This window comes from Streptomyces sp. NBC_00876 (assembly GCF_045207435.1).
Taxonomy (GTDB): domain Bacteria; phylum Actinomycetota; class Actinomycetes; order Streptomycetales; family Streptomycetaceae; genus Streptomyces.
This window is the reverse complement of the sequence record NZ_CP108800.1, coordinates 2,079,737-2,098,836: the sequence shown is the minus strand read 5'-3', so window position 1 is coordinate 2,098,836 and position 19,100 is coordinate 2,079,737. Positions and strand designations below refer to the sequence as shown.

The 19,100-nt window shown below is 70.7% G+C and carries 16 protein-coding genes; 7 read left to right on the top strand and 9 right to left on the bottom strand.

Translation table 11 applies throughout. The features are described 5' to 3' along the window. Positions 1 to 54: 54 nt before the first annotated feature. Positions 55 to 1,641 (top strand): Na+/H+ antiporter, encoded by a 1,587-nt coding sequence (locus OG782_RS09210; protein ID WP_406449152.1) that lies wholly within the window; start codon positions 55 to 57, stop codon positions 1,639 to 1,641. A gap of 101 nt (positions 1,642 to 1,742) precedes the next feature. Here OG782_RS09210 and OG782_RS09205 read toward each other — a convergent pair whose 3' ends face one another. After that, entirely contained in the window at positions 1,743 to 2,864 is a 1,122-nt protein-coding gene (locus tag OG782_RS09205) for a mechanosensitive ion channel family protein (RefSeq protein WP_406458955.1), read from the bottom strand. A 37-nt stretch (positions 2,865 to 2,901) separates the two neighbouring features. Here OG782_RS09205 and OG782_RS09200 point away from each other — a divergent pair, with 37 nt between their 5' ends. Continuing rightward, positions 2,902 to 3,480 carry a dienelactone hydrolase family protein gene (locus OG782_RS09200; protein ID WP_406458953.1) on the top strand — a complete coding sequence of 193 codons (579 nt, stop codon included), beginning with the start codon at positions 2,902 to 2,904 and terminating at the stop codon, positions 3,478 to 3,480. A 62-nt stretch (positions 3,481 to 3,542) separates the two neighbouring features. Here OG782_RS09200 and OG782_RS09195 read toward each other — a convergent pair whose 3' ends face one another. The 4 genes from OG782_RS09195 to OG782_RS09180 all read right to left on the bottom strand — a co-directional run bounded on the left by OG782_RS09195 (position 3,543) and on the right by OG782_RS09180 (position 7,887). Next, positions 3,543 to 4,505 carry a zinc metalloprotease gene (locus OG782_RS09195; protein WP_406449150.1) on the bottom strand — a complete coding sequence of 321 codons (963 nt, stop codon included), beginning with the start codon at positions 4,503 to 4,505 and terminating at the stop codon, positions 3,543 to 3,545. Between the two features lie 390 nt (positions 4,506 to 4,895). Beyond that, positions 4,896 to 5,717, bottom strand: a complete 822-nt coding sequence (locus OG782_RS09190; RefSeq protein ID WP_406449148.1) for a thioredoxin domain-containing protein — start codon at positions 5,715 to 5,717, stop codon at positions 4,896 to 4,898. 50 nt (positions 5,718 to 5,767) lie between these two features. Beyond that, entirely contained in the window at positions 5,768 to 6,496 is a 729-nt protein-coding gene (locus tag OG782_RS09185; RefSeq protein ID WP_406458951.1) for a hypothetical protein, read from the bottom strand. Positions 6,497 to 6,561: 65 nt separating this feature from the next. Beyond that, positions 6,562 to 7,887, bottom strand: coding sequence for a DUF2252 domain-containing protein (locus OG782_RS09180; RefSeq protein ID WP_406449146.1), 1,326 nt, complete (start codon positions 7,885 to 7,887; stop codon positions 6,562 to 6,564). A gap of 192 nt (positions 7,888 to 8,079) precedes the next feature. Between OG782_RS09180 and dnaE the strand changes: the two genes are divergently transcribed. After that, positions 8,080 to 11,616, top strand: a complete 3,537-nt coding sequence (dnaE, locus tag OG782_RS09175) for a DNA polymerase III subunit alpha (protein ID WP_406449144.1) — start codon at positions 8,080 to 8,082, stop codon at positions 11,614 to 11,616. Positions 11,617 to 11,708: 92 nt separating this feature from the next. Here dnaE and OG782_RS09170 read toward each other — a convergent pair whose 3' ends face one another. After that, entirely contained in the window at positions 11,709 to 11,888 is a 180-nt protein-coding gene (locus OG782_RS09170) for a hypothetical protein (RefSeq protein ID WP_406449142.1), read from the bottom strand. A gap of 260 nt (positions 11,889 to 12,148) precedes the next feature. On the opposite strand from OG782_RS09170, the gene OG782_RS09165 reads away from it, so the two are divergent. The 4 genes from OG782_RS09165 (at position 12,149) to OG782_RS09150 (ending at position 16,217) form a co-directional block, all read left to right on the top strand. Continuing rightward, positions 12,149 to 13,528 carry an NYN domain-containing protein gene (locus OG782_RS09165; protein WP_406458949.1) on the top strand — a complete coding sequence of 460 codons (1,380 nt, stop codon included), beginning with the start codon at positions 12,149 to 12,151 and terminating at the stop codon, positions 13,526 to 13,528. A gap of 154 nt (positions 13,529 to 13,682) precedes the next feature. Next, positions 13,683 to 14,657 (top strand): ABC transporter ATP-binding protein, encoded by a 975-nt coding sequence (locus tag OG782_RS09160; RefSeq protein WP_406458947.1) that lies wholly within the window; start codon positions 13,683 to 13,685, stop codon positions 14,655 to 14,657. Continuing rightward, positions 14,654 to 15,439 (top strand): ABC transporter permease, encoded by a 786-nt coding sequence (locus OG782_RS09155; RefSeq protein WP_406449140.1) that lies wholly within the window; start codon positions 14,654 to 14,656, stop codon positions 15,437 to 15,439. The genes OG782_RS09160 and OG782_RS09155 overlap by 4 nt, the downstream gene beginning before the upstream one ends. A 34-nt stretch (positions 15,440 to 15,473) precedes the next feature. Continuing rightward, complete coding sequence (locus tag OG782_RS09150; protein ID WP_406449138.1) at positions 15,474 to 16,217, top strand: ABC transporter permease; 744 nt, start codon at positions 15,474 to 15,476, stop codon at positions 16,215 to 16,217. A gap of 354 nt (positions 16,218 to 16,571) precedes the next feature. Here OG782_RS09150 and ybaK read toward each other — a convergent pair whose 3' ends face one another. From ybaK to OG782_RS09135, 3 genes are read right to left on the bottom strand one after another with little or no spacing between them, the layout of a single operon-like run. Then, positions 16,572 to 17,075 (bottom strand): Cys-tRNA(Pro) deacylase, encoded by a 504-nt coding sequence (ybaK, locus tag OG782_RS09145; protein WP_406449136.1) that lies wholly within the window; start codon positions 17,073 to 17,075, stop codon positions 16,572 to 16,574. A gap of 22 nt (positions 17,076 to 17,097) precedes the next feature. Beyond that, positions 17,098 to 17,841: an LON peptidase substrate-binding domain-containing protein gene (locus OG782_RS09140; protein WP_406449134.1), complete on the bottom strand. Its 744-nt coding sequence runs from the start codon at positions 17,839 to 17,841 to the stop codon at positions 17,098 to 17,100. A 5-nt stretch (positions 17,842 to 17,846) separates the two neighbouring features. After that, on the bottom strand, positions 17,847 to 18,884 hold the full coding sequence (locus tag OG782_RS09135) for a hypothetical protein (RefSeq protein ID WP_406449132.1): 1,038 nt from the start codon (positions 18,882 to 18,884) through the stop codon (positions 17,847 to 17,849). Positions 18,885 to 19,100 lie beyond the last annotated feature (216 nt).

The window sequence follows — 19,100 nt, the reverse complement described above, 5'->3', positions numbered from 1 at the left end:
GCGTCTTGGCCGGGCCGGGACCGGGTTCGGCCGGCGCGCTCCGGAAGGCACCTCGTGGATCAAATGGCACTGCTGCTCCTGCTGTTGCTCGGAGCGGTGGTCACCGTGCCGCTCGGGCAGCGGCTCGGGCTTCCGGCGCCGGTGCTGATGACGCTCGCGGGCGCGGGGATGGCCTTCCTCAGCTTCGTACCGAACGTGGACATCCCGCCGGAGATCATCCTCCCCGCGCTGCTGCCGCCGCTGCTCTACGCCTCCGTCCAGCGCACCTCCTGGCGGCAGTTCGCGGCCAACAAGCGGCCGATCTTCCTGCTGGCGGTGGCGCTGGTCTTCCTCACCACGGCGGCCGTCGCCGCGGTGGCCAACGCGATCGTTCCCGGGCTGCCCATCGCCGCCGCCGTCGCGCTCGGCGCGCTCGTCGCCCCGCCCGACCCGGTGGCGGCCACCGCCGTCGCGGGTTCGGTCGGACTGCCGCGCCGGCTCGTCTCCATCCTGGAGGGCGAGGGCCTGTTCAACGATGTGACGGCGATCGTGCTCTACCACGTGGCGATCGCCGCGGCGGTGAGCGGTACCTTCTCGCTGCCCGAGGCATTCGGGCTGCTGTTCCTGTCCGCAGTCGTCGCCGTGGCGGTGGGCGTCGCGCTCGGCTGGCTCACCATCAAGCTCATGGGACTGCTCGGTGACGCCACCCTCCAGGTCGGCCTGACCCTGCTGGTGCCGTTCGTCAGCTACGTGCTCGCCGAGGAGCTGATGGGCTCCGGCGTGCTCGCGGTCCTGACCACCGCGCTCTTCCTCGCCGAGTACACCGCCGACGCCGACGACGTGCTCGGCCGGCTCACCGGCCGTACCTTCTGGGAGATCGTCGACACCCTCGTCACCGGTGTCGCCTTCGGACTGATCGGCCTCGAACTGCACAACGTCTTCGGGACGGCCGACGGCCGCAGACTGGAGATGACCGGCTGGGGTCTGGCGGTCGTCGCCGTCGTCGTCGGCGTCCGGCTGCTCTATCTGCTCCCCGCGACCTGGCTGGCCAAGCGGCTGCACACCCGCCGCGACGTCAGCGAGGAGATCCCCACCGGCTGGCGGGAGACCGTCGTCATGTGGTGGGCGGGGATGCGCGGGGTGGCCTCGGTCGCGCTGGCGCTCGCGATCCCGCTCGAGACGGACGACGGGAAACCGTTCCCCGGCCGCGACGAGATCGTCTTCATCGCCTTCTCCGTGATCATGGTCACGCTGGTCTTCCAGGGCCTGACCCTGCCGTGGCTGGTCCGCAAACTGCGGGTCAGGGCGGACACCGACGCCGAGGAGGCGCTCGAACGGGAGCTCGCGATCCGCGCGGCCAAGGCGGCCAGGCAGCGGTTCAAGGAGATCCAGGAGGTCGAGGAGTTCCCCGAGGAAGTGGTGGAGCGCCTCCAGCGGCTGGCCTACGACGTCGGCGCCCGGATCAGCCCCGACATGGTCGACGACGAACGGCGCGAGGCGTACGCGAAACGCGCCGAGCGGTTCAGAGCGGTCAGCCGCGTCCAGCGCGAGATGATGTCGGCCGCCCGCCACGCCGTGCTCTCCGCACGCAACGAGGCCGGCGCCGACCCCGAGGTGGTCGACCGGGTACTTCGCCAGCTGGACGTCCGCAGCCTGCGCTGACCCGCCCCCGCGCCCCCGCGCCGCCGTTCACCCGCGCGGTGCGCCGACCCGTCCGCGCGCCGCCCGCTGACGGGCAGGTGCGCGGCCCGCGCGCCCGGCGCTCAGCCGCGCCCGGTGCGTGGTGTCCTGTCCCGGCCCGCCGCCTTCTCGTCCAGGCCGCCCACGGCCGGCCACGCGTCACCCGGCGGCAGCGCCGCGGGAGCCGTCGCGATCCGTGGCAGCGCGTACGGATGATGGTCGCGCAGCCAGCCGATCAGCTGCTCCCGCACCGCGCAGCGCACCGTCCAGATGTCGTCCGCGTCCTTCGCCGTGACCACCGCGCGCACCTGGATGGTGGAGGGCGTGGTGTCGGTCACCGCCAGCGACCAGTCCCGGCCGTCCCACGCGGCGCACTCGCCCAGGACGTCCCGCAGCTGTTCACGCATCGCGGCGACCGGCGCCGAGTGGTCGAGGTGGAAGAACACCGCGCCGGTCATCTGTACCCCGCCGCGCGACCAGTTCTCGAAGGGCTTGCTGGTGAAGTACGAGACCGGCATCGTGATCCGCCGCTCGTCCCAGGTCCGGACCGCGAGGAACGTCAGCGTGATCTCCTCGATCGTGCCCCACTCGCCGTCCACCACCACCGTGTCGCCGATCCGCACCATGTCACCGAAGGCGATCTGCAGTCCCGCGAAGAGATTGCCGAGCGTGGACTGGGCGGCGACACCCGCGACGATGCCGAGTACGCCGGCCGAGGCCAGCATCGAGGTGCCGACCGTCTGCATCGCGGGGAAGGTCAGCAGCATCGCGGCGACGGCGACGGTCGTCACGATCGCGATGACCACCCGCTGGATCAGCGTCACCTGCGTCCGCACCCGCCGCACCCGTGCCGGGTCGCGGGTGTTCGCGGCGTAGCGCGCGTACACCGAGTCCACCACCGCGACCGCGATCCGCACCACCAGCCAGGCCGACGCCCCGATCAGCACCAGCGTGAGTATCTGTCCGATGCCCGTCCGGTGGTCCCTGACCAGGTCGAGGCGGGTGTGGGTGTACGTGGCCCGCAGCAGCGCCGTGGCCAGGGTCAGCTGGAACGGGAACCGGCAGCGCCGCAGCAGACCCCACAACGGGGTCTCGTGGTGCCGCCCGTCTGCACGTCTGAGCAGCAGGTCGAGCAGCCATCCCGCCACCAGCGTGATCACGGCGGTACCGCCGAGGACGATCAGCGGTCGCAGTACGTTCTCCATGCTGTCGCTCTCCATGCTCTCGATGGTCAATGGCACCATGGGCCTCATGAACATCATGCTTTTCCACTCGACGTACGGCCTGCGCCCCGCGGTGCACGCGGCCGCCGGCCGGCTGCGCGCCGCCGGGCATGAGGTGCACGTGCCCGATCTCTTCGCGGGGCACACCTTCGAAACCGTCGAGGAAGGACTGGCCTTCAAGGAGGAGACGGGCAAGGACGAGCTGCTCAAGCGGGCCGTGCTGGCCGCAGCGCCCTACTCCGAGCGCGGGCTCGTCTACGCGGGGTTCTCGCTCGGGGCGTCCGTCGCCCAGACCCTGGCGCTGGGGGACGAGAAGGCCCGCGGGCTGCTGCTCTTCCACGGCACCTCGGACATCGCCGAGAACGCGTCGGTGGACGAGCTGCCCGTTCAGCTGCACGTCGCCGACCCGGACCCGTTCGAGACGCACGACTGGCTGAACTCCTGGTACCTGCAGATCCAGCGGACCGGCGCCGATGTCGAGGTCTACCGGTACCCCGGCGCGGGGCACCTGTTCACCGACGCGGAGCTGCCGGACTTCGACCAGGCGGCGGCGGAACTGGCCTGGAAGGTCTCGATCGGCTTCCTCGCCACGCTGTGAGCACCCGAGGGGCCCCGCGCACGGAACGGTGCGCGGGGCCCCTCGGGCAGTACGGAGCGGGATCAGCCTCGGTACGCGGTCCAGCTGTCGCTCATCCGCTGCACCTGGCCGGCGGTGAACTGGTACATGCAGGAGTCGTACGTGTAGTCCATGAAGTTGTGGATCGGGTCCACACCGGTCTTGTTGGTGCAGGTGTCGCGCCCGGTCGGGCACTCGAAGGCGGCGGACTTCTCCGCGGGGGTGTCGGAGACGTAGTCGCCGTTGCCGTTACAGCCGCCCTGGAAGGTGTGGTAGAGCCCCATCCAGTGGCCGACCTCGTGCGTCGCGGTGTCGCCCTCGTTGTAGTTGGTGGCGGAGCCGCCCGGCAGCGAGGTGTCCAGGATCACCACGCCGTCCATGGACGGGCTGGAGCTGTAGGAGCTCGGGAAGGTCGCCCAGCCGAGCAGCCCGCCGCCGAGGTTGGCGGTGTAGACGTTGAGCGCGTTCTTGCCGCCCTTGCGCAGCGCCGACTTCATCGCCGACTCGGCCGATGTGTCCGGGGAGACGTTGTACCAGGTGGAGTTGTCCGTGTAGTCGGTGCCCGCCAGCGAGAACTGGAAGCCGGTGGGGGTGTTGCCGGTGCCCTGCCCGCTGTACGCGGCGTTCAGCACGCTCATCTGGCTGCTGATCTGGGAGGCGGTGAGCTTGCCCGTGGTGCCGGAGTGGATGACGTGGAAGTACACGGGGATGGTCGCGCCGGCGGCGAGCGCGGAGCCGGAGAGCCGGCGCTCCGCGAGTCTCTGCTTCATCTGCTTGTCGATGGACGCGGCCTGGGCGGTGGTGAGCTCGTTGGGGTCTGCGGCGTGCTTGGGGCCGGTGGGGCGGGCCTCGCGGGCGGTGGCGCTGCCGGGGGTGTCCGCGCAGGCCCCGGCGGATGTGGACGCGACGGCCTTGCCGGATGCGGCGGTGGCGCCGGAGGAGACGGAGAGCGGTGCCAGGGCCAGGGTTCCGGCCAGGACGGCAGTGCCGATCGCACGGTGACGCATACGCGGTGATATACGGGCAAGAGTGCGCACGGGGACTCCTCGCGGATGTGTGGGGGAAGGGATTTCCTCACCCGCCGCGGGGAGATTACGTGGGCATGTCAGATCAGCGGGAGGATCGATCCGGCCCAATCGATCCTGGTGCGAATCGGTGCAACGGGAAGAAAATCTTCCGCCCGCCGCGGAGTTTGAGATACGGACGTCATCCCCTGGGCCGTTCACACGGCCGGTGTGTCCCGATTGGATCCGTGCGGAACGCGGCCCGACACGGGACTGTCATCCGCCGACAACACGGCCCGCGATGGCCGGATCTGTACGGTGAGCGCCGGCGGAGCACACGGACGGGCAGGCGAACCCGGGTTCGCCTGCCCGTCCGACCGGGGCGGGGGCGGATCAGCCCTTCAGCGCGGCGGTGATCGCGGTGTTGAAGTCGGCCACCGTCATCGGGGCGTTCTTGTTGTCCGAGCCGGTCAGCGTCTTGCCGTCCATCTTCAGCGTCGGGGTGCCCTCGACGCCGCTGTCGCTGAAGGCCGCGGACATCTTCATCGCCCAGGCGTCGAACTTGCCGTCCTTGACGTTCTTCTGGAACGCGGCGTTGCCCTTCAGCGCGTCCACCGTGTCGGCGACCTTGATCAGGTACGAGTCGTCCTTGAACTTGTCCTCGGTCTCCTGCGGGTGGTACTTCGCGGAGTAGAGCGCGTACTTGTAGTCGAGGAACGCCTCGGGGCTCACGTCGAGCGCGGCGCCCAGTGCGCTCAGCGCGTTCTTCGAGCCCTCGCCGTTGGACGACTTGTCGCCGTCGATGAACGTGGCGCCGATGTACTTGACCTTGTACTTGCCCGCGTCGATGTCCTTGTGGACCGTCTCGCCGACCGTCTGCTCGAACGAGGCGCAGATCGGGCAGCGGGAGTCCTCGTAGAGCTCCAGGGTCTTCTTGGCCGTCGACTTGCCGAAGACGACGGTCGTGCCGTTCGTGCCCGAGGTGTTCTTCGGTGCCGTGACGTTCTTGGCGTCCTTGGCCTGGTCCCAGTGGTCGGGCTCGTTCAGCTTCTTCACGCCGTAGGCGATGCCGCCGACGACCGCGATGGCGGCGACGACCGAGACGCCGACGAGGAGCTGCCGGCGGGCCCTGTCCTTCTTGGCCTGGCGCTCGCGCTCCTCGCGCAGCCGCTCGCGGGCGGCGGACTTGTTGGCCTGGCTGTTGCGCTTGCTCATGGTCGTATCTCCGTGGTGTGCGTGGTCGTACGTCGTCAGGGACTCGGTGCTCAGGCGGTGGCGCGGGCCCGGAGCGGCGGTCCCCTCCGTCCCACGGAGTGCACGAGGAGGCGGGCGGGCGCGAGCGGGTGCGGACGGGGCGCGGGGCGCGCCGGGCGGCGGGTGCGGCGGTGGACCGTGCCGGCCACGGCCACCGCGATCAGCAGCGGCCGGAACGCCAGCAGGGCGAACGCGCCCAGCAGACCGGCGAGCGCCAGCTCCCCGCGGTGCAGCCAGGCGGCGGCGAGCAGCCCGACCGCCACATGGGCGGCGAGCAGCAGCCACGGAACCAGGGGCCCGGGGGAGGCCAGCAGCGCGGCGGCGCCGTGGCCGCCCGCGGTCACCGACGCCAGCGGGGTGCCCACCTCGCCGACACTGCCGAGCTGCGCCGCGCCCGTCCCGACATCGCCGCCGCCGCACAGCACGTCGACGCCGACGGAGCGCAGCGGGCCCGCGATCGGGCCGCCGGCCGCCCCGTAACAGAGGTGCTGGCCGGTGGTGAAGACCGTGTCGGCGGCCAGCTCCAGCGGAACCAGCAGTCCGGCGATGGCCCCGAAGCCGCGCTCCCGGCCGGCCAGCGCGTAGGCCACGGCGAAGACGGCGCCGGCCAGCACGGCGACCAGGGTCAGCGGCAGCGGGACCCGGGAGAGCAGCACATGGGACGCAGCGGAGAGCGTCACGACGAGCGCTGTGAAAAGCGCCGCGCGTACGACCCTGAGCTGCGTCCCGGATATGTCCATCGTCGAGGAGTGTCGCATGCGAACCTGTATGCGAGCCCTAAAGGAGCGCTCCCCTGTGGGAAGGCTTACAGCCCCGGGATCCGGCCGTTGCGGAAGAGGTCCACGAAGATCTGGTGGTCCGCCCGCGCCCGTGCTCCGTAGCTGTGGGCGAAGTCCACCAGAAGGTCTCCGAACCCCTCCTCGTCGGCGGCGATCGCCGCGTCGATCGCCCGCTCGGTGGAGAACGGCACGAGCGAGTGGCCGCTCTCGTCGTCCGCCGCGGAGTGCATCGTCGCCGTCGCCCGGCCGAGGTCGGCGATGACCGCCGCGATCTCCTCGGGCTCGTCGATGTCGGACCAGTCCAGATCGACCGCGTACGGCGACACCTCGGCCACCAGCTGGCCGGAGCCGTCCAGCTCGGTCCAGCCCAGCCACGGATCGGCGTGCGCCTGCAGGGCGCGCTGCGAGATCACCGTGCGGTGGCCCTCGTGCTCGAAGTAGCTCCGCACGGCGGTGTCCGTGATGTGCCGGGAGACGGCGGGGGTCTGCGCCTGCTTGAGGTAGATCACCACATCGTTCTCCAGGGCGTCGCTGTTGCCCTCCAGAAGGATGTTGTACGAGGGCAGCCCGGCCGATCCGATGCCGATGCCGCGGCGGCCGACGACGTCCTTGACCCGGTAGGAGTCCGGGCGGGTCAGGCTCGACTCCGGCAGCGTCTCCAGATAGCCGTCGAACGCCGCGAGCACCTTGTAACGCGTCGCCGCGTCCAGGTCGATCGCACCGCCGCCCTCCGTGAACCGGCGCTCGAAGTCACGGATCTCGGTCATCGAATCGAGCAGCGAGAACCGGGTCAGCGAGCGGGCGTCACGCAGGGCGCCCAGGAGCGGGCCCTCGGCGGTGTCCAGGGTGAAGGGCGGTACCTCGTCGTTCTTCGCGCCCGTCGACAGCGCGTGGATCCGCTCCCGGTAGGCCGCCGCGTAGACCCGGACGAGCTCGGTGATCTGGTCGTCGCCCAGCGCCTTCGCGTAACCGATCAGGGCGACGGAGGCGGCGAAGCGCTTGAGGTCCCAGGTGAACGGGCCGATGTACGCCTCGTCGAAGTCGTTCACATTGAAGATCAGCCGCCCGTTGGCATCCATGTACGTGCCGAAATTCTCCGCGTGCAGATCGCCGTGGATCCACACCCGGCCGGTGCGCTCGTCGAGGTACGGGCCGCCGTGCCGCTCCCGCTCCAGGTCGTTGTAGAACAGGCACGCCGTGCCCCGGTAGAAGGCGAACGCCGAGCCCGCCATCTTGCGGAACTTCACGCGGAAGGCGGCCGGATCGGCGGCCAGCAGCTCACCGAAGGCGGTGTCGAAGACCTCGAGGATCTGCTCCCCGCGCTGCGCTGCGCCGGTCTGCGTTTCCGACATTTCTGGGTGCCTCCTGGTACCTGGCGTGCATGACGACGTACATGACAAAACGGGCGGGCGTCCTCGCTCGTCCAACGCGCGACCGTATCCCGGAGTGCCCGTCGGTTGTCACCACGGAGACGTAGACTTCCACGCTGTCCCCCCTCGGAGCCCCCAGCCCGACATCCCCAGTTTTCCCGGAGGCACAGCGCCGTGACCAAGCCGCCCTTCACGCACCTTCACGTCCACACCCAGTACTCGCTGCTGGACGGTGCCGCGCGGCTCAAGGACATGTTCAACGCGTGCAACGAGATGGGCATGTCCCATATCGCGATGACCGACCACGGCAACCTGCACGGGGCGTACGACTTCTTCCATTCGGCGAAGAAGGCGGACGTGACGCCGATCATCGGCATCGAGGCGTACGTCGCGCCCGAGTCGCGCAAGCACAAGCGGAAGATCCAGTGGGGCCAGCCGCACCAGAAGCGCGACGACGTCTCCGGTTCGGGCGGTTACACCCACAAGACGATCTGGGCGTCGAACGCCAAGGGGCTGCACAACCTCTTCAAGCTGTCCTCGGACGCCTACGCCGAGGGCTGGCTGCAGAAGTGGCCGCGGATGGACAAGGAGACCATCTCCCAGTGGTCCGAGGGCCTCATCGCGTCCACCGGCTGCCCCTCCGGCGAGGTGCAGACCCGGCTGCGGCTCGGACAGTTCGACGAGGCGGTGCAGGCGGCCTCCGACTACAAGGACATCTTCGGCGAGGGCAAGTACTTCCTGGAGCTGATGGACCACGGCATCGAGATCGAGCGCCGGGTCCGTGACGGGCTCCTCGAGATCGGCAAGAAGCTCGGCATCCCGCCGCTCGTGACGAACGACTCGCACTACACCTACGCCAGCGAGGCGACCGCGCACGACGCGCTGCTCTGCATCCAGACCGGCAAGAACCTCTCCGACCCGGACCGCTTCCGCTTCGACGGCACCGGCTACTACCTCAAGACGACGGACGAGATGTACGCCGTCGACTCCTCGGACGCCTGGCAGGAGGGCTGCGCCAACACCCTCCTGGTCGCGCAGCAGATCGACACCACCGGGATGTTCGAGAAGCGCGACCTGATGCCGAAGTTCGAGATTCCGGACGGCTTCACCGAGGTCACCTGGTTCCAGGAAGAGGTCCGGGTCGGCATGGGCCGCCGCTATCCGGGAGGTGTCCCCGAGGACCGGCAGAAGCAGGCCGAGTACGAGATGGACATCATCATCCAGATGGGGTTCCCGGGGTACTTCCTCGTCGTCGCCGACTTCATCATGTGGGCCAAGAACAACGGCATCGCGGTCGGCCCCGGCCGTGGGTCCGCAGCCGGTTCGATCGTGGCGTACGCGATGGGCATCACCGACCTCGACCCCATCACCCACGGACTGATCTTCGAGCGCTTCCTCAACCCCGAGCGCGTCTCCATGCCCGATGTCGACATCGACTTCGACGAGCGCCGGCGCGTGGAGGTCATCCGGTACGTCACCGAGAAGTACGGCGCCGACAAGGTCGCCATGATCGGCACCTACGGCAAGATCAAGGCCAAGAACGCGATCAAGGACTCCGCGCGCGTCCTGGGCTACCCGTACGCGATGGGCGACCGGCTCACCAAGGCCATGCCCGCCGACGTCCTCGGCAAGGGCATCGACCTCAGCGGCATCACCGACCCGAAGCACCCGCGCTACAGCGAGGCGGGCGAGATCCGGGGGATGTACGAGAACGAGCCGGACGTCCAGAAGGTCATCGACACGGCCAAGGGCGTCGAGGGCCTGGTCCGGCAGATGGGCGTGCACGCCGCCGGCGTCATCATGTCCAGCGAGCCGATCGTCGACCACGCCCCGGTCTGGGTGCGGCACTCCGACGGCGTCACCATCACACAGTGGGACTATCCGCAGTGCGAGTCGCTCGGCCTGCTGAAGATGGACTTCCTCGGCCTGCGCAACCTGACGATCATGGACGACGCCATCAAGATGGTGAAGGCCAACAAGGGCATCGACCTGGAGATGCTCGCCCTGCCGCTGGACGACCCCAAGACCTACGAGCTGCTCTGCCGCGGTGACACGCTCGGGGTGTTCCAGTTCGACGGCGGGCCGATGCGTTCGCTGCTGCGCCAGATGCAGCCCGACAACTTCGAGGACATCTCCGCCGTCTCGGCCCTCTACCGGCCGGGCCCGATGGGCATGAACTCGCACACGAACTACGCCGAGCGCAAGAACGCCCGCCAGGAGATCACTCCGATCCACCCGGAGCTGGAGGAGCCGCTCAAGGAGGTCCTCGGCCTCACCTACGGCCTGATCGTCTACCAGGAGCAGGTCCAGAAGGCCGCCCAGATCGTCGCCGGCTACTCGCTCGGCGAGGCCGACATCCTGCGCCGCGTGATGGGCAAGAAGAAGGCCGACGAGCTGGCGAAGAACTTCGTCCTCTTCGAGGCCGGCGCCAAGAAGAACGGCTTCTCCGACGCGGCGATCAAGGCCCTGTGGGACGTCCTGGTGCCCTTCGCCGGATACGCCTTCAACAAGGCCCACTCCTCCGCGTACGGACTGGTCACCTACTGGACCGCGTACCTCAAGGCGAACTACCCCGCCGAGTACATGGCTGCCCTGCTGACGTCCGTCAAGGACGACAAGGACAAGTCCGCGGTCTACCTCAACGAGTGCCGCCGCATGGGCATCAAGGTGCTCCCGCCGAACGTCAACGAGTCCGAGTCGAACTTCGCCGCACAGGGTGACGACGTCATCCTCTTCGGGTTGACGGCCATCCGTAACGTCGGCCAGAACGTCGTGGACTCGATCATCCGGTGCCGCAAGACGAAGGGGAAGTACAGCACCTTCCCCGACTTCCTCGACAAGGTCGAGGCGGTCGTCTGCAACAAGCGGACCGTGGAATCGCTCATCAAGGCCGGTGCCTTCGACGAGATGGGCCACACCCGCAAGGGCCTCGTCGCCCACCACGAGCCCATGATCGACAACGTGGTTCAGGTCAAGCGCAAGGAGGCCGAGGGGCAGTTCGACCTCTTCGGCGGCGGTGAGGAGGACAGCGACGAGCCGGGCTTCGGGCTCGACGTCGAGTTCTCCGACATCGAGTGGGAGAAGTCCTACCTGCTGGCCCAGGAGCGCGAGATGCTCGGGCTCTACGTCTCCGACCACCCGCTCTTCGGTATCGAGCACGTGCTGAGCGACAAGTCCGACGCAGCGATCTCGCAGCTGACCGGCGGCGAGCACAGCGACGGCGCGATCGTCACCATCGGCGGCATCATCTCCGGCCTCCAGCGCAAGATGACCAAGCAGGGCAACGCCTGGGCCATCGCCACCGTCGAGGACCTGGCCGGATCCATCGAGTGCATGTTCTTCCCGGCCACCTACCAGCTGGTCTCCACCCAGCTCGTCGAGGACACCGTCGTCTTCGTCAAGGGACGGCTCGACAAGCGCGAGGACGTGCCCCGGCTGGTCGCCATGGAGATGCAGGTCCCCGACATCTCCAACGCGGGCACCAACGCCCCCGTGGTGCTGACCATCCCCACGGTCAAGATCACCCCGCCCATGGTCAGCCGGCTCGGCGAGGTGCTCAACAGCCACCGGGGTGACACCGAGGTGCGGATCAGGCTCCAGGGCCCCCGCAAGACCACGGTGCTCCGGCTCGACCGGCACCGGGTGAAGGCCGACCCGGCGCTCTTCGGGGACCTGAAGGTGCTGCTCGGCCCGTCCTGCCTGGCCGGCTGAACCACCACCCGCACACGCACGAGAGGGGCGCCCCGCGAAAGCGGGAGCGCCCCTCTCGGCTACCGGCCTGTGGCCGTACCGGAGAAGTCCGGTCAGTTGTGGCCGAAGCGCCGCTGATGCTTACGCGCAACATCGGCAGGGCTGCCCTGGGCCTGCGCCTGGGGCTGGTTCTGCGACTCGAAAGCCGTCGAACGCGCCTCCTGCGCACCGCGCTCCGACTCGGAAGCGCGATCCGGCTGGCTGCTCTGCTTGCGGTTCTTGTTCTTGGCCATGGTGTTCCTCCTAGGGGGACTCTCGGGGCCAGGACCGATGTCAGATTCACATAGCCGGATAAACACCGCATGTTGGATCATTACCGTGCGTAGCGAGGGGGTATCATGCGCCGATTTCCGGATCCGCCACGCCGATGATCGAGTTCCGGCCGTCAACCCTCGCGCGGTCGGGCAGACTCGACGGAAACCCTGAGTAGGCGGGTCCGCTCCTTTCCCCGATGACGGACCCGCTGGACCCGTTCCCGAATTCCTGGAAGAGGGTGGAACGCGTGGACCGTTGCGTCGTCCTGGTGGACGCCGGCTACTTGCTGGGCGCAGCCGCGAGTCTGCTGGCAGGAGAGCCCGCCCGTTCCCGCATCACCGTCGACCACGCGGCCCTGATCCAGGGGCTGCGCGAGCGGGCGGAGGCCGACACCGAACAGCCGTTGCTGCGGATCTACTGGTTCGACGGCGCCCCCGACCGCGTACCCCAGCCCGAACACCGCAGACTGCGGGTCATGCCCCGGGTGACGGTTCGGCTGGGGGCCCTCACCCGTAGTGACGGGCGCTGGGCGCAGAAGGGCGTCGACGCGGCGATGCACGCCGAGCTCACCGAGCTCGCCAGGAACCGGGCCTGCTCCGACGTCGTCCTGGTGACCGGCGACGGGGATCTGCTGCCCGGCCTGATGTCCGCCAAGGAGCACGGCGTCGCCGTCCACCTCTGGGCCGTCCAGGCCGCCGACGGCGACTACAACCAGTCCGAGGACCTGGTCGCCGAGGCCGATGAACGGCGGGTGCTCGACCGGGCCTGGATCACCCAGGCCGTACGGGCCAAGGAGACCAGCGGTTCCTGCGCGCCGCCGCCCGTACCGCGCCCCGAGATCGCCGCGATCCTGTCCGCGCCACTGCCCGAGGCGGCCCTCGCGGCCTCCGCCGAGCGGGGCTCTCAGGCCCAGGCGGCGGCCGCCCGCAACGGTACGTCCGCGCCGCCCGAGGAGAGTGCGGACGACGCCCCGCACAGCCACGGCGGCCGGGGCGTCCCCACCCCCAAGGACCTCGCGGGCACCCTGCGCGGCCCCGGCGCCCAGGCGGAACGGCACCCCGCCCCGCCACCCGCCACCGCGACCCTGCGCTGGTCGTCCGACCGCGGGTGGGTGGAGCGCGGCGGCCCCCTCGGCGAGCCCCCCGAGACCGCGTCCCTGCCGACGCTCGCCCAGCTCACCAGCGCCGAGCAGCGCTGGGCGGACCGGGAGGAGGACATCACGACGGTGGGCGGCGACCCTTTCGAAGTGGGGCAGGTCTTCGCCCGGCGCTGGATGGAACGGCTGCCGGAGACAGTCCACCTGCAGAAGCTGTCCACCATGTACCCCCGTATCCCGCACCGCATCGACGGTGAACTGCTGCGGTACGCCGCCCGGTTCGGGCTGCTCGCGCACAAGGACGACCAGATCGACGAGCACGACCGGTACGCGATCCGGGCCGGGTTCTGGCGCGAGATCGACGTACGGGCCGCGGCCGAGCACGCCCCGGCGGGCGAGAAGCACGCTCCGGCGGCGGACCGGATCGCTCCCGCGGCGGAGCGGCATGCTCCTGGGGCTGAGCGGACGATGGAGAAAGCGGCGGACCGGGCGGCGGAGAAAGCGGCGTCCTCTGGAGACTGAGGCCACATCCCGGCCACAGACGCTCAACCCGGCCGGTGTTTGCCGCGTTGATGTCCGATCGGTGCGGACCCGGGCGTAATGCGGGTGCCCGGACCCCGTACCCTCGTACCTCGTGAGTACGGGGACAGCACAGGCGCGGACGGCGAACGGCACCGTGTGCGCGGTGCGTGATCTGGTCAAGATCTACCCCCCGGCCCGGGGCCGCCGAGGCACGCCCGCCACCCCCGAAGTACGCGCCACCGACGGCATCAGCCTGGACGTCCGGCGCGGCGAGATCTTCGGGCTGCTCGGTCCCAACGGCGCCGGTAAATCCACCCTCGTACGACAGCTCACCGGGCTCATGCGGCCCGACTCCGGCAGCGTCGACATGCTGGGTCACGACCTAGTGCGCCACCCCGAGCGGGCCTCCCGGCTGATCGGCTACCTCGGGCAGGAATCGACCGCGCTCGACGAGCTGACGGTCGCCCTCGCCGCCGAGACCACCGGACGGCTGCGCGGACTGCCGGTACGTGAGGCCCGCGCCGAGCGTGATGCCGTCCTCGGTGAACTCGGCCTCGACGAGATCGCCGGCCGGCCCCTGAAGAAGCTCTCCGGCGGGCAGCGCAGGCTCGCCTGCGTCGCCGCGGCACTGGTCGGGGAGCGCCCGGTACTCATCCTCGACGAGCCGACGACCGGCATGGACCCCGTGGCCCGGCGCGCCGTCTGGGCCGCCGTCGACCGGCGGCGCGCCGAGCGCGGAGCCACGGTGCTTCTGGTCACCCACAACGTCATCGAGGCCGAGACCGTACTCGACCGGGTCGCCGTCATCGACCGCGGCAAGGTCATCGCCTGCGACACCCCCTCCGGGCTCAAGGAGCGCGTGGCGGGCGAGGTCCGGGTGGAGCTGGTCTGGCGTGAACAGGCACCGCTGCACCTGCCCGAGGTCGCCGCGCTGCGGGCCTTCGCCCAGGAGTCGGGGCGCCGCTGGGTGCTGCGGCTCGCGCCCGACGAGGCACGGGCGGCGGTCGCCGCGGTGACCGGTGGCGCGGCCTTCGCCGCACTCGACGACTTCACCCTGGCGACGCCGAGCCTGGAGGATGTCTACCTGGCGCTCGGCGGGGGCGCGACCAAGGGACTGGTGAAGGCATGAGCGCAACCGGTGCGGTGGCCGGAGCGGCCGCGACGCTCGCGCCGCGGGCCCGGCTGTTCCCCTCGCTCGCGGCCGTCTACCGCGCCCAGCTGTCCCGGGCCAGGGTCGCCCGGATCCCGCTGCTCTTCGTGGCGACCTTCCAGTCCGTCGGGATCATGGTCCTGATGCGCGGCGTCGTGGACGGTGGCTCCGAGGCGCGGGCCGTCGTCGCCGGATCCACCGTCCTCGTCGTCGCCTTCGTCGCGCTGAACCTGCTCGCCCAGTACTTCGGGCAGCTCCGGGCCGGCGGCGGGCTCGACCACTACGCGACCCTGCCGGTGCCGCCCGCCGCCGTGGTACTCGGCGCGGCCGGGGCGTACGCATCCTTCACCGTGCCCGGCACGGTCGTCACGGCGGTGACCGGCAGCGTGCTGTTCGGGCTGCCGATGACCCATCTGTGGGTGCTCGTCGCCGTCGTTCCGCTCTCCGGGGCGGCGCTCTCCGGACTCGGCGCCGCCCTCGGGCTGCTGGCTCCGCGGCAGGAGATCGCGACGCTGCTGGGGCAGCTGGGCATGTCCGCGGCGCTGCTGCTGGGCGTGCTGCCGGCCGGCCGGCTGCCGGAGCCGATCGGCTGGGCACGCGATCTGCTGCCTTCCACCTACGGTGTCGAGGCGCTCTCCCGCTCCTTCGACGCCCACCCCGACTGGGCGGTCATCGCCCTCGACCTCGCCGTCTGCGCCGTTGTGGGCGTGGTTTCACTGGCCGTGGCGACCTGGGCGTACCGCAGGGCGGCGGTCCGGTGAGGCGCGCCACAGGCACGCCTGGCACGATGGCACGGTGACCGCACCTCTGACGCCGCCGCACCAGCCCTCGCCCCACGACCCGTGGCAGAAGCCGCCCGGAGGGGCCGGTCCCACCGGCTCCCACAGCGCGGTCCTGCTGGAGTCGCCGCAGGACAAGGAATTCCGTAAGGATCTGCGCCGGGCAGCGGTGATCGCGGCCGCGGTGACGGTCGCCGGGCTCGTGCTCGGGCTGCTTTGGCTGTGGCTGGCGCCCAGGGTGCCGCTGGTCTCCGACAACACGGCCGTCTTCCTCAGCGACAGCGAGGGCGAGGAGGCGATCGGGGCCGACGGCACCTTCGCACTGCTTGCCCTGGCGTTCGGCGCGGTCTCGGCGGGGCTGGTCTTCTGGTTCCACCGGCGCGGCGGAATCCTGCTGGTCGTGGGGCTCGCGGTGGGCGGTGTGCTCGGGTCGGTACTGGCCTGGCAGCTCGGCACCCGGCTGGGCCCGACGGACGACGTGGTCGCCCACGCGCGCGAGGTCGGCAAGGGCGTGATCTTCGACGCGCCGCTGGAGCTCCACGCTAAGGGGGCGCTGCTGGCGTGGTCGCTGGCGGCGATGGCTGTTCATCTGGGGCTTACGGCGTTGTTCGGGCCTCGGGATCCGGAGCCGGAGTGGGGGGTGTACCACGGGGTGGGGGGTGCGCCTTCGCCTGCGCCCGCGCCTTCGCCTGCGCCCGCGCCTTCGTCGCCGCCCGGGCCGGGGGCGGGGTCGCCGCCCGTTCCGCCGACGGGGGAGTAGGGCCTGGGCGGGGCGGGGCCGCTGCGTGGGGCTTGTCCCCTCCCCGCCCCTTCCCGTAACCGGGGCTCCGCCCCGGACCCCGGTCCTCAAACGCCGGACGGGCTGGGATGGCCGGGGCGACCAGCGGGTGACGCCGGGCGGGTTGGGATGGCTGGGGATGGGCGGTCGGCCCCGCCGGTGGGCTGGGGTGGCCGGGGTTTGCTGAGATGGCCGGCGGGCCGGCGTGGGCAGCTGGCGACGCCGGACGGGGATGGGCGGCTGGCGACGCCGGGCGGGTTGGGATGGCTGGGATGGGCGGTCGGCCGCGCCGGGTGGGCTGGGGTGGCCGGTGGGTCAGGGCTTGAGGGCCGGGGGCTAGAGCCGGCCGATGTTCGCGAATACCGCGGCGGTCAGGGATGCCAGGTCCGTGGGGGACAGTTCGACCTCCAGGCCGCGGCGGCCCGCTGATACGCAGATTGTTTCGTGGGACTGCGCCGACGCGTCCAGCACCGTGGGCAGGCGCTTGCGCTGGCCCAGGGGGGAGATGCCGCCCAGGACATAGCCGGTGGTGCGTTCCGCCGCCGCCGGGTCCGCCATGGTGGCCCGCTTGCCGCCGGCCGCCGAGGCCAGGGCCTTCAGATCCAGGGAGCCCGCCACGGGGACGACCGCGACTGTCAGACGGCCGTCGACGTCCGCCACCAGGGTCTTGAACACCCGGTCGGGGGAGACCCCGAGGGCCTCGGCCGCCTCCTCGCCGTAGGAGGCCGACGCGGGATCGTGCTCGTACGCGTGCACCGTGAACGCCGTGCCGGCCGCGGTCAGCGCGACCGTGGCGGGGGTGCCGCCTGACTGGTTCTGCTTCTTCGCCTTCTTCGCCACGGGTGAGTGGCCCTCCGGTCGCTCAGTTGGGGTGGGTCGGGGCGCGGGTCAGTTCCACGGCGGGCAGCGACGGCAGGTGCCGGATGACGGCGGTCTCCGAGCGCAGGATCGTCAGCTCCTCGCGGAGACGGGTCGCGGTGTCCGGGGCCTGGAGCAGGCGCTGCTTGGCGGGAACGTCCAGTACGGCGGCCGCCGCGACCAGGTACGAGACGACGGACGGATCGTCGGGCAGGTCCGCGCCCGTGGTCAGGGAGCGTTCGCTCGCACCCGCCAGGCGCTTCTGGTAGCTGCGGAAGGCCCGCAGGACGCCTTCGGCCAGCGCACCGGCCTCGTCGCCCGGGTCCTCCTCCAGTTCCTCGAACTCGCCCGTGAGATACGGGCCGCTCGCGTCCACGGAGAGGAGCCTGACCCGGATGGTGCCGGTGGCCAGGACCTCGAAGCTGCCGTCCGAGCGCTCCCTGATCTTCGCCGCGTCGGCGATGCAGCCCACCCGGTGGAACGTCTGGACCGGGTCCGGGCCGAAACCGTCAGCCGGGCCGCGCTCCACGGGAGTGCTGACGGCCTCCGGCATTCCGGCGGCCGTGGGCGCGGTCTCACGGCCGTCGCGGATGGCGACCACGGCGAAGCGGCGCGGTTCGTCCTCATCGGTCTTCAGCAGCTCGCGCATCATGGCGCGATAACGCTCCTCGAAGACGTTGAGCGGCAGCACGAGGCCGGGGAACAGCACCGCGTTCAGCGGGAACAGGGGCAGGCGAGCGGTGGTCACAACGGTCAAGCGTAATGGCCGCGGGCCCGCTCCCGGTCGGCCCGGTGGCGCAAGGGCGTCCGGGAGGCCACCCGGAGCCGCGCGCTGTCCCGTGCGTCGAGGAACCGGCCGAGCGGATCGTCGGACACCGAGGCCCAAGGGAACGAGGCCGCATGGGGTCCGATCTGCCGGAACTGTTCCAGCGCATCGGCCCAGCGGCCCCGTACCACCAGCACGTACGCGAGCAGATTGCGCACCTCGGCCGGCCACGGGTCGCCGGGCTCGAAGGTGGCGGACAACGAGATGGCCAGATCGGCCGCGGTGTCTATCCGCTGCTCCTGTACGGAGGTGAACCGGGTGCCGGGCCCCTCGGCCAGCACGGCGAAGGCGGCCCGCAGCGGCAGCGCCTGCACCAGGGAGCTGGGCAGCGAGTCCTCGGCGGCCCGCTCGGCGAAGTCGAAGCACTCGCGGTGCGAGCCGTACCAGGCGGCGGAGAGGTACTGCAGGGCCGCGACATGGCAGCCGTAGTGGTGTGTGGAGCGCTGTATGGCCTGCTCCCACAGCGTCTCGAACGTGGTGTGCGTGGCATGGGTGCCGCGGGCGTGGTCCAGCGCGAGGCGCCAGGGCACCGGATCGCGCGGATCACCCTGGGCCGCCGCCGTGATCATCGGCCCCACCTCGCGCAGCTGCTCCGCGCGGGCGGGCGACTCCCAGGCCCGCTCGACGGCGAGCTGAGCCTTGACGAGCAGGGCGTCGGGGTCGTGCGGGGCGGCGGCCAGCCAGTCGCGGAGCCAGCCGTCCCGGTTGCGGGCGAAGGCGACGAGCCGGTTCAGATAACGGTCCCGGCTCTCCCACTCGGCGGCGTCCCGGGTGGTGGCCAGGAGTTTCGCGGCCGGTTCGTACTCCCCGAGGGCGGCGGCCACCAGCGCGGGCGAGAGCCGGTCGTCCGGGGCGTCGAGCATCACGGCATGGTCGACGGGCAACCCGGTGGACAGCTCCGGGGTGTGCCGGATCATGCGCGCGGTACGGAGCAGAGCGCGGAGGAAAGGCATGGTGCAGACCATTGAAAAGCGCTGGTGGGGGCGGCGCCAGAGGGACGCTGTGAAGCTTTGGTGCCGAGTGGATGGGTTGCCCTGGCCATGGCCAAGAAAGAGTAAAGGAAATCGGGGAAACTGGCTTGTTCCTGTCGTTCCCGGGATAGAAGGCCGGTGGTGTGTCCGGCGCCGGTGTGCGGCTGTCCGGACGAGCCCGGCCCGGCGGGAGAAGGGGCCGCCGTGCTC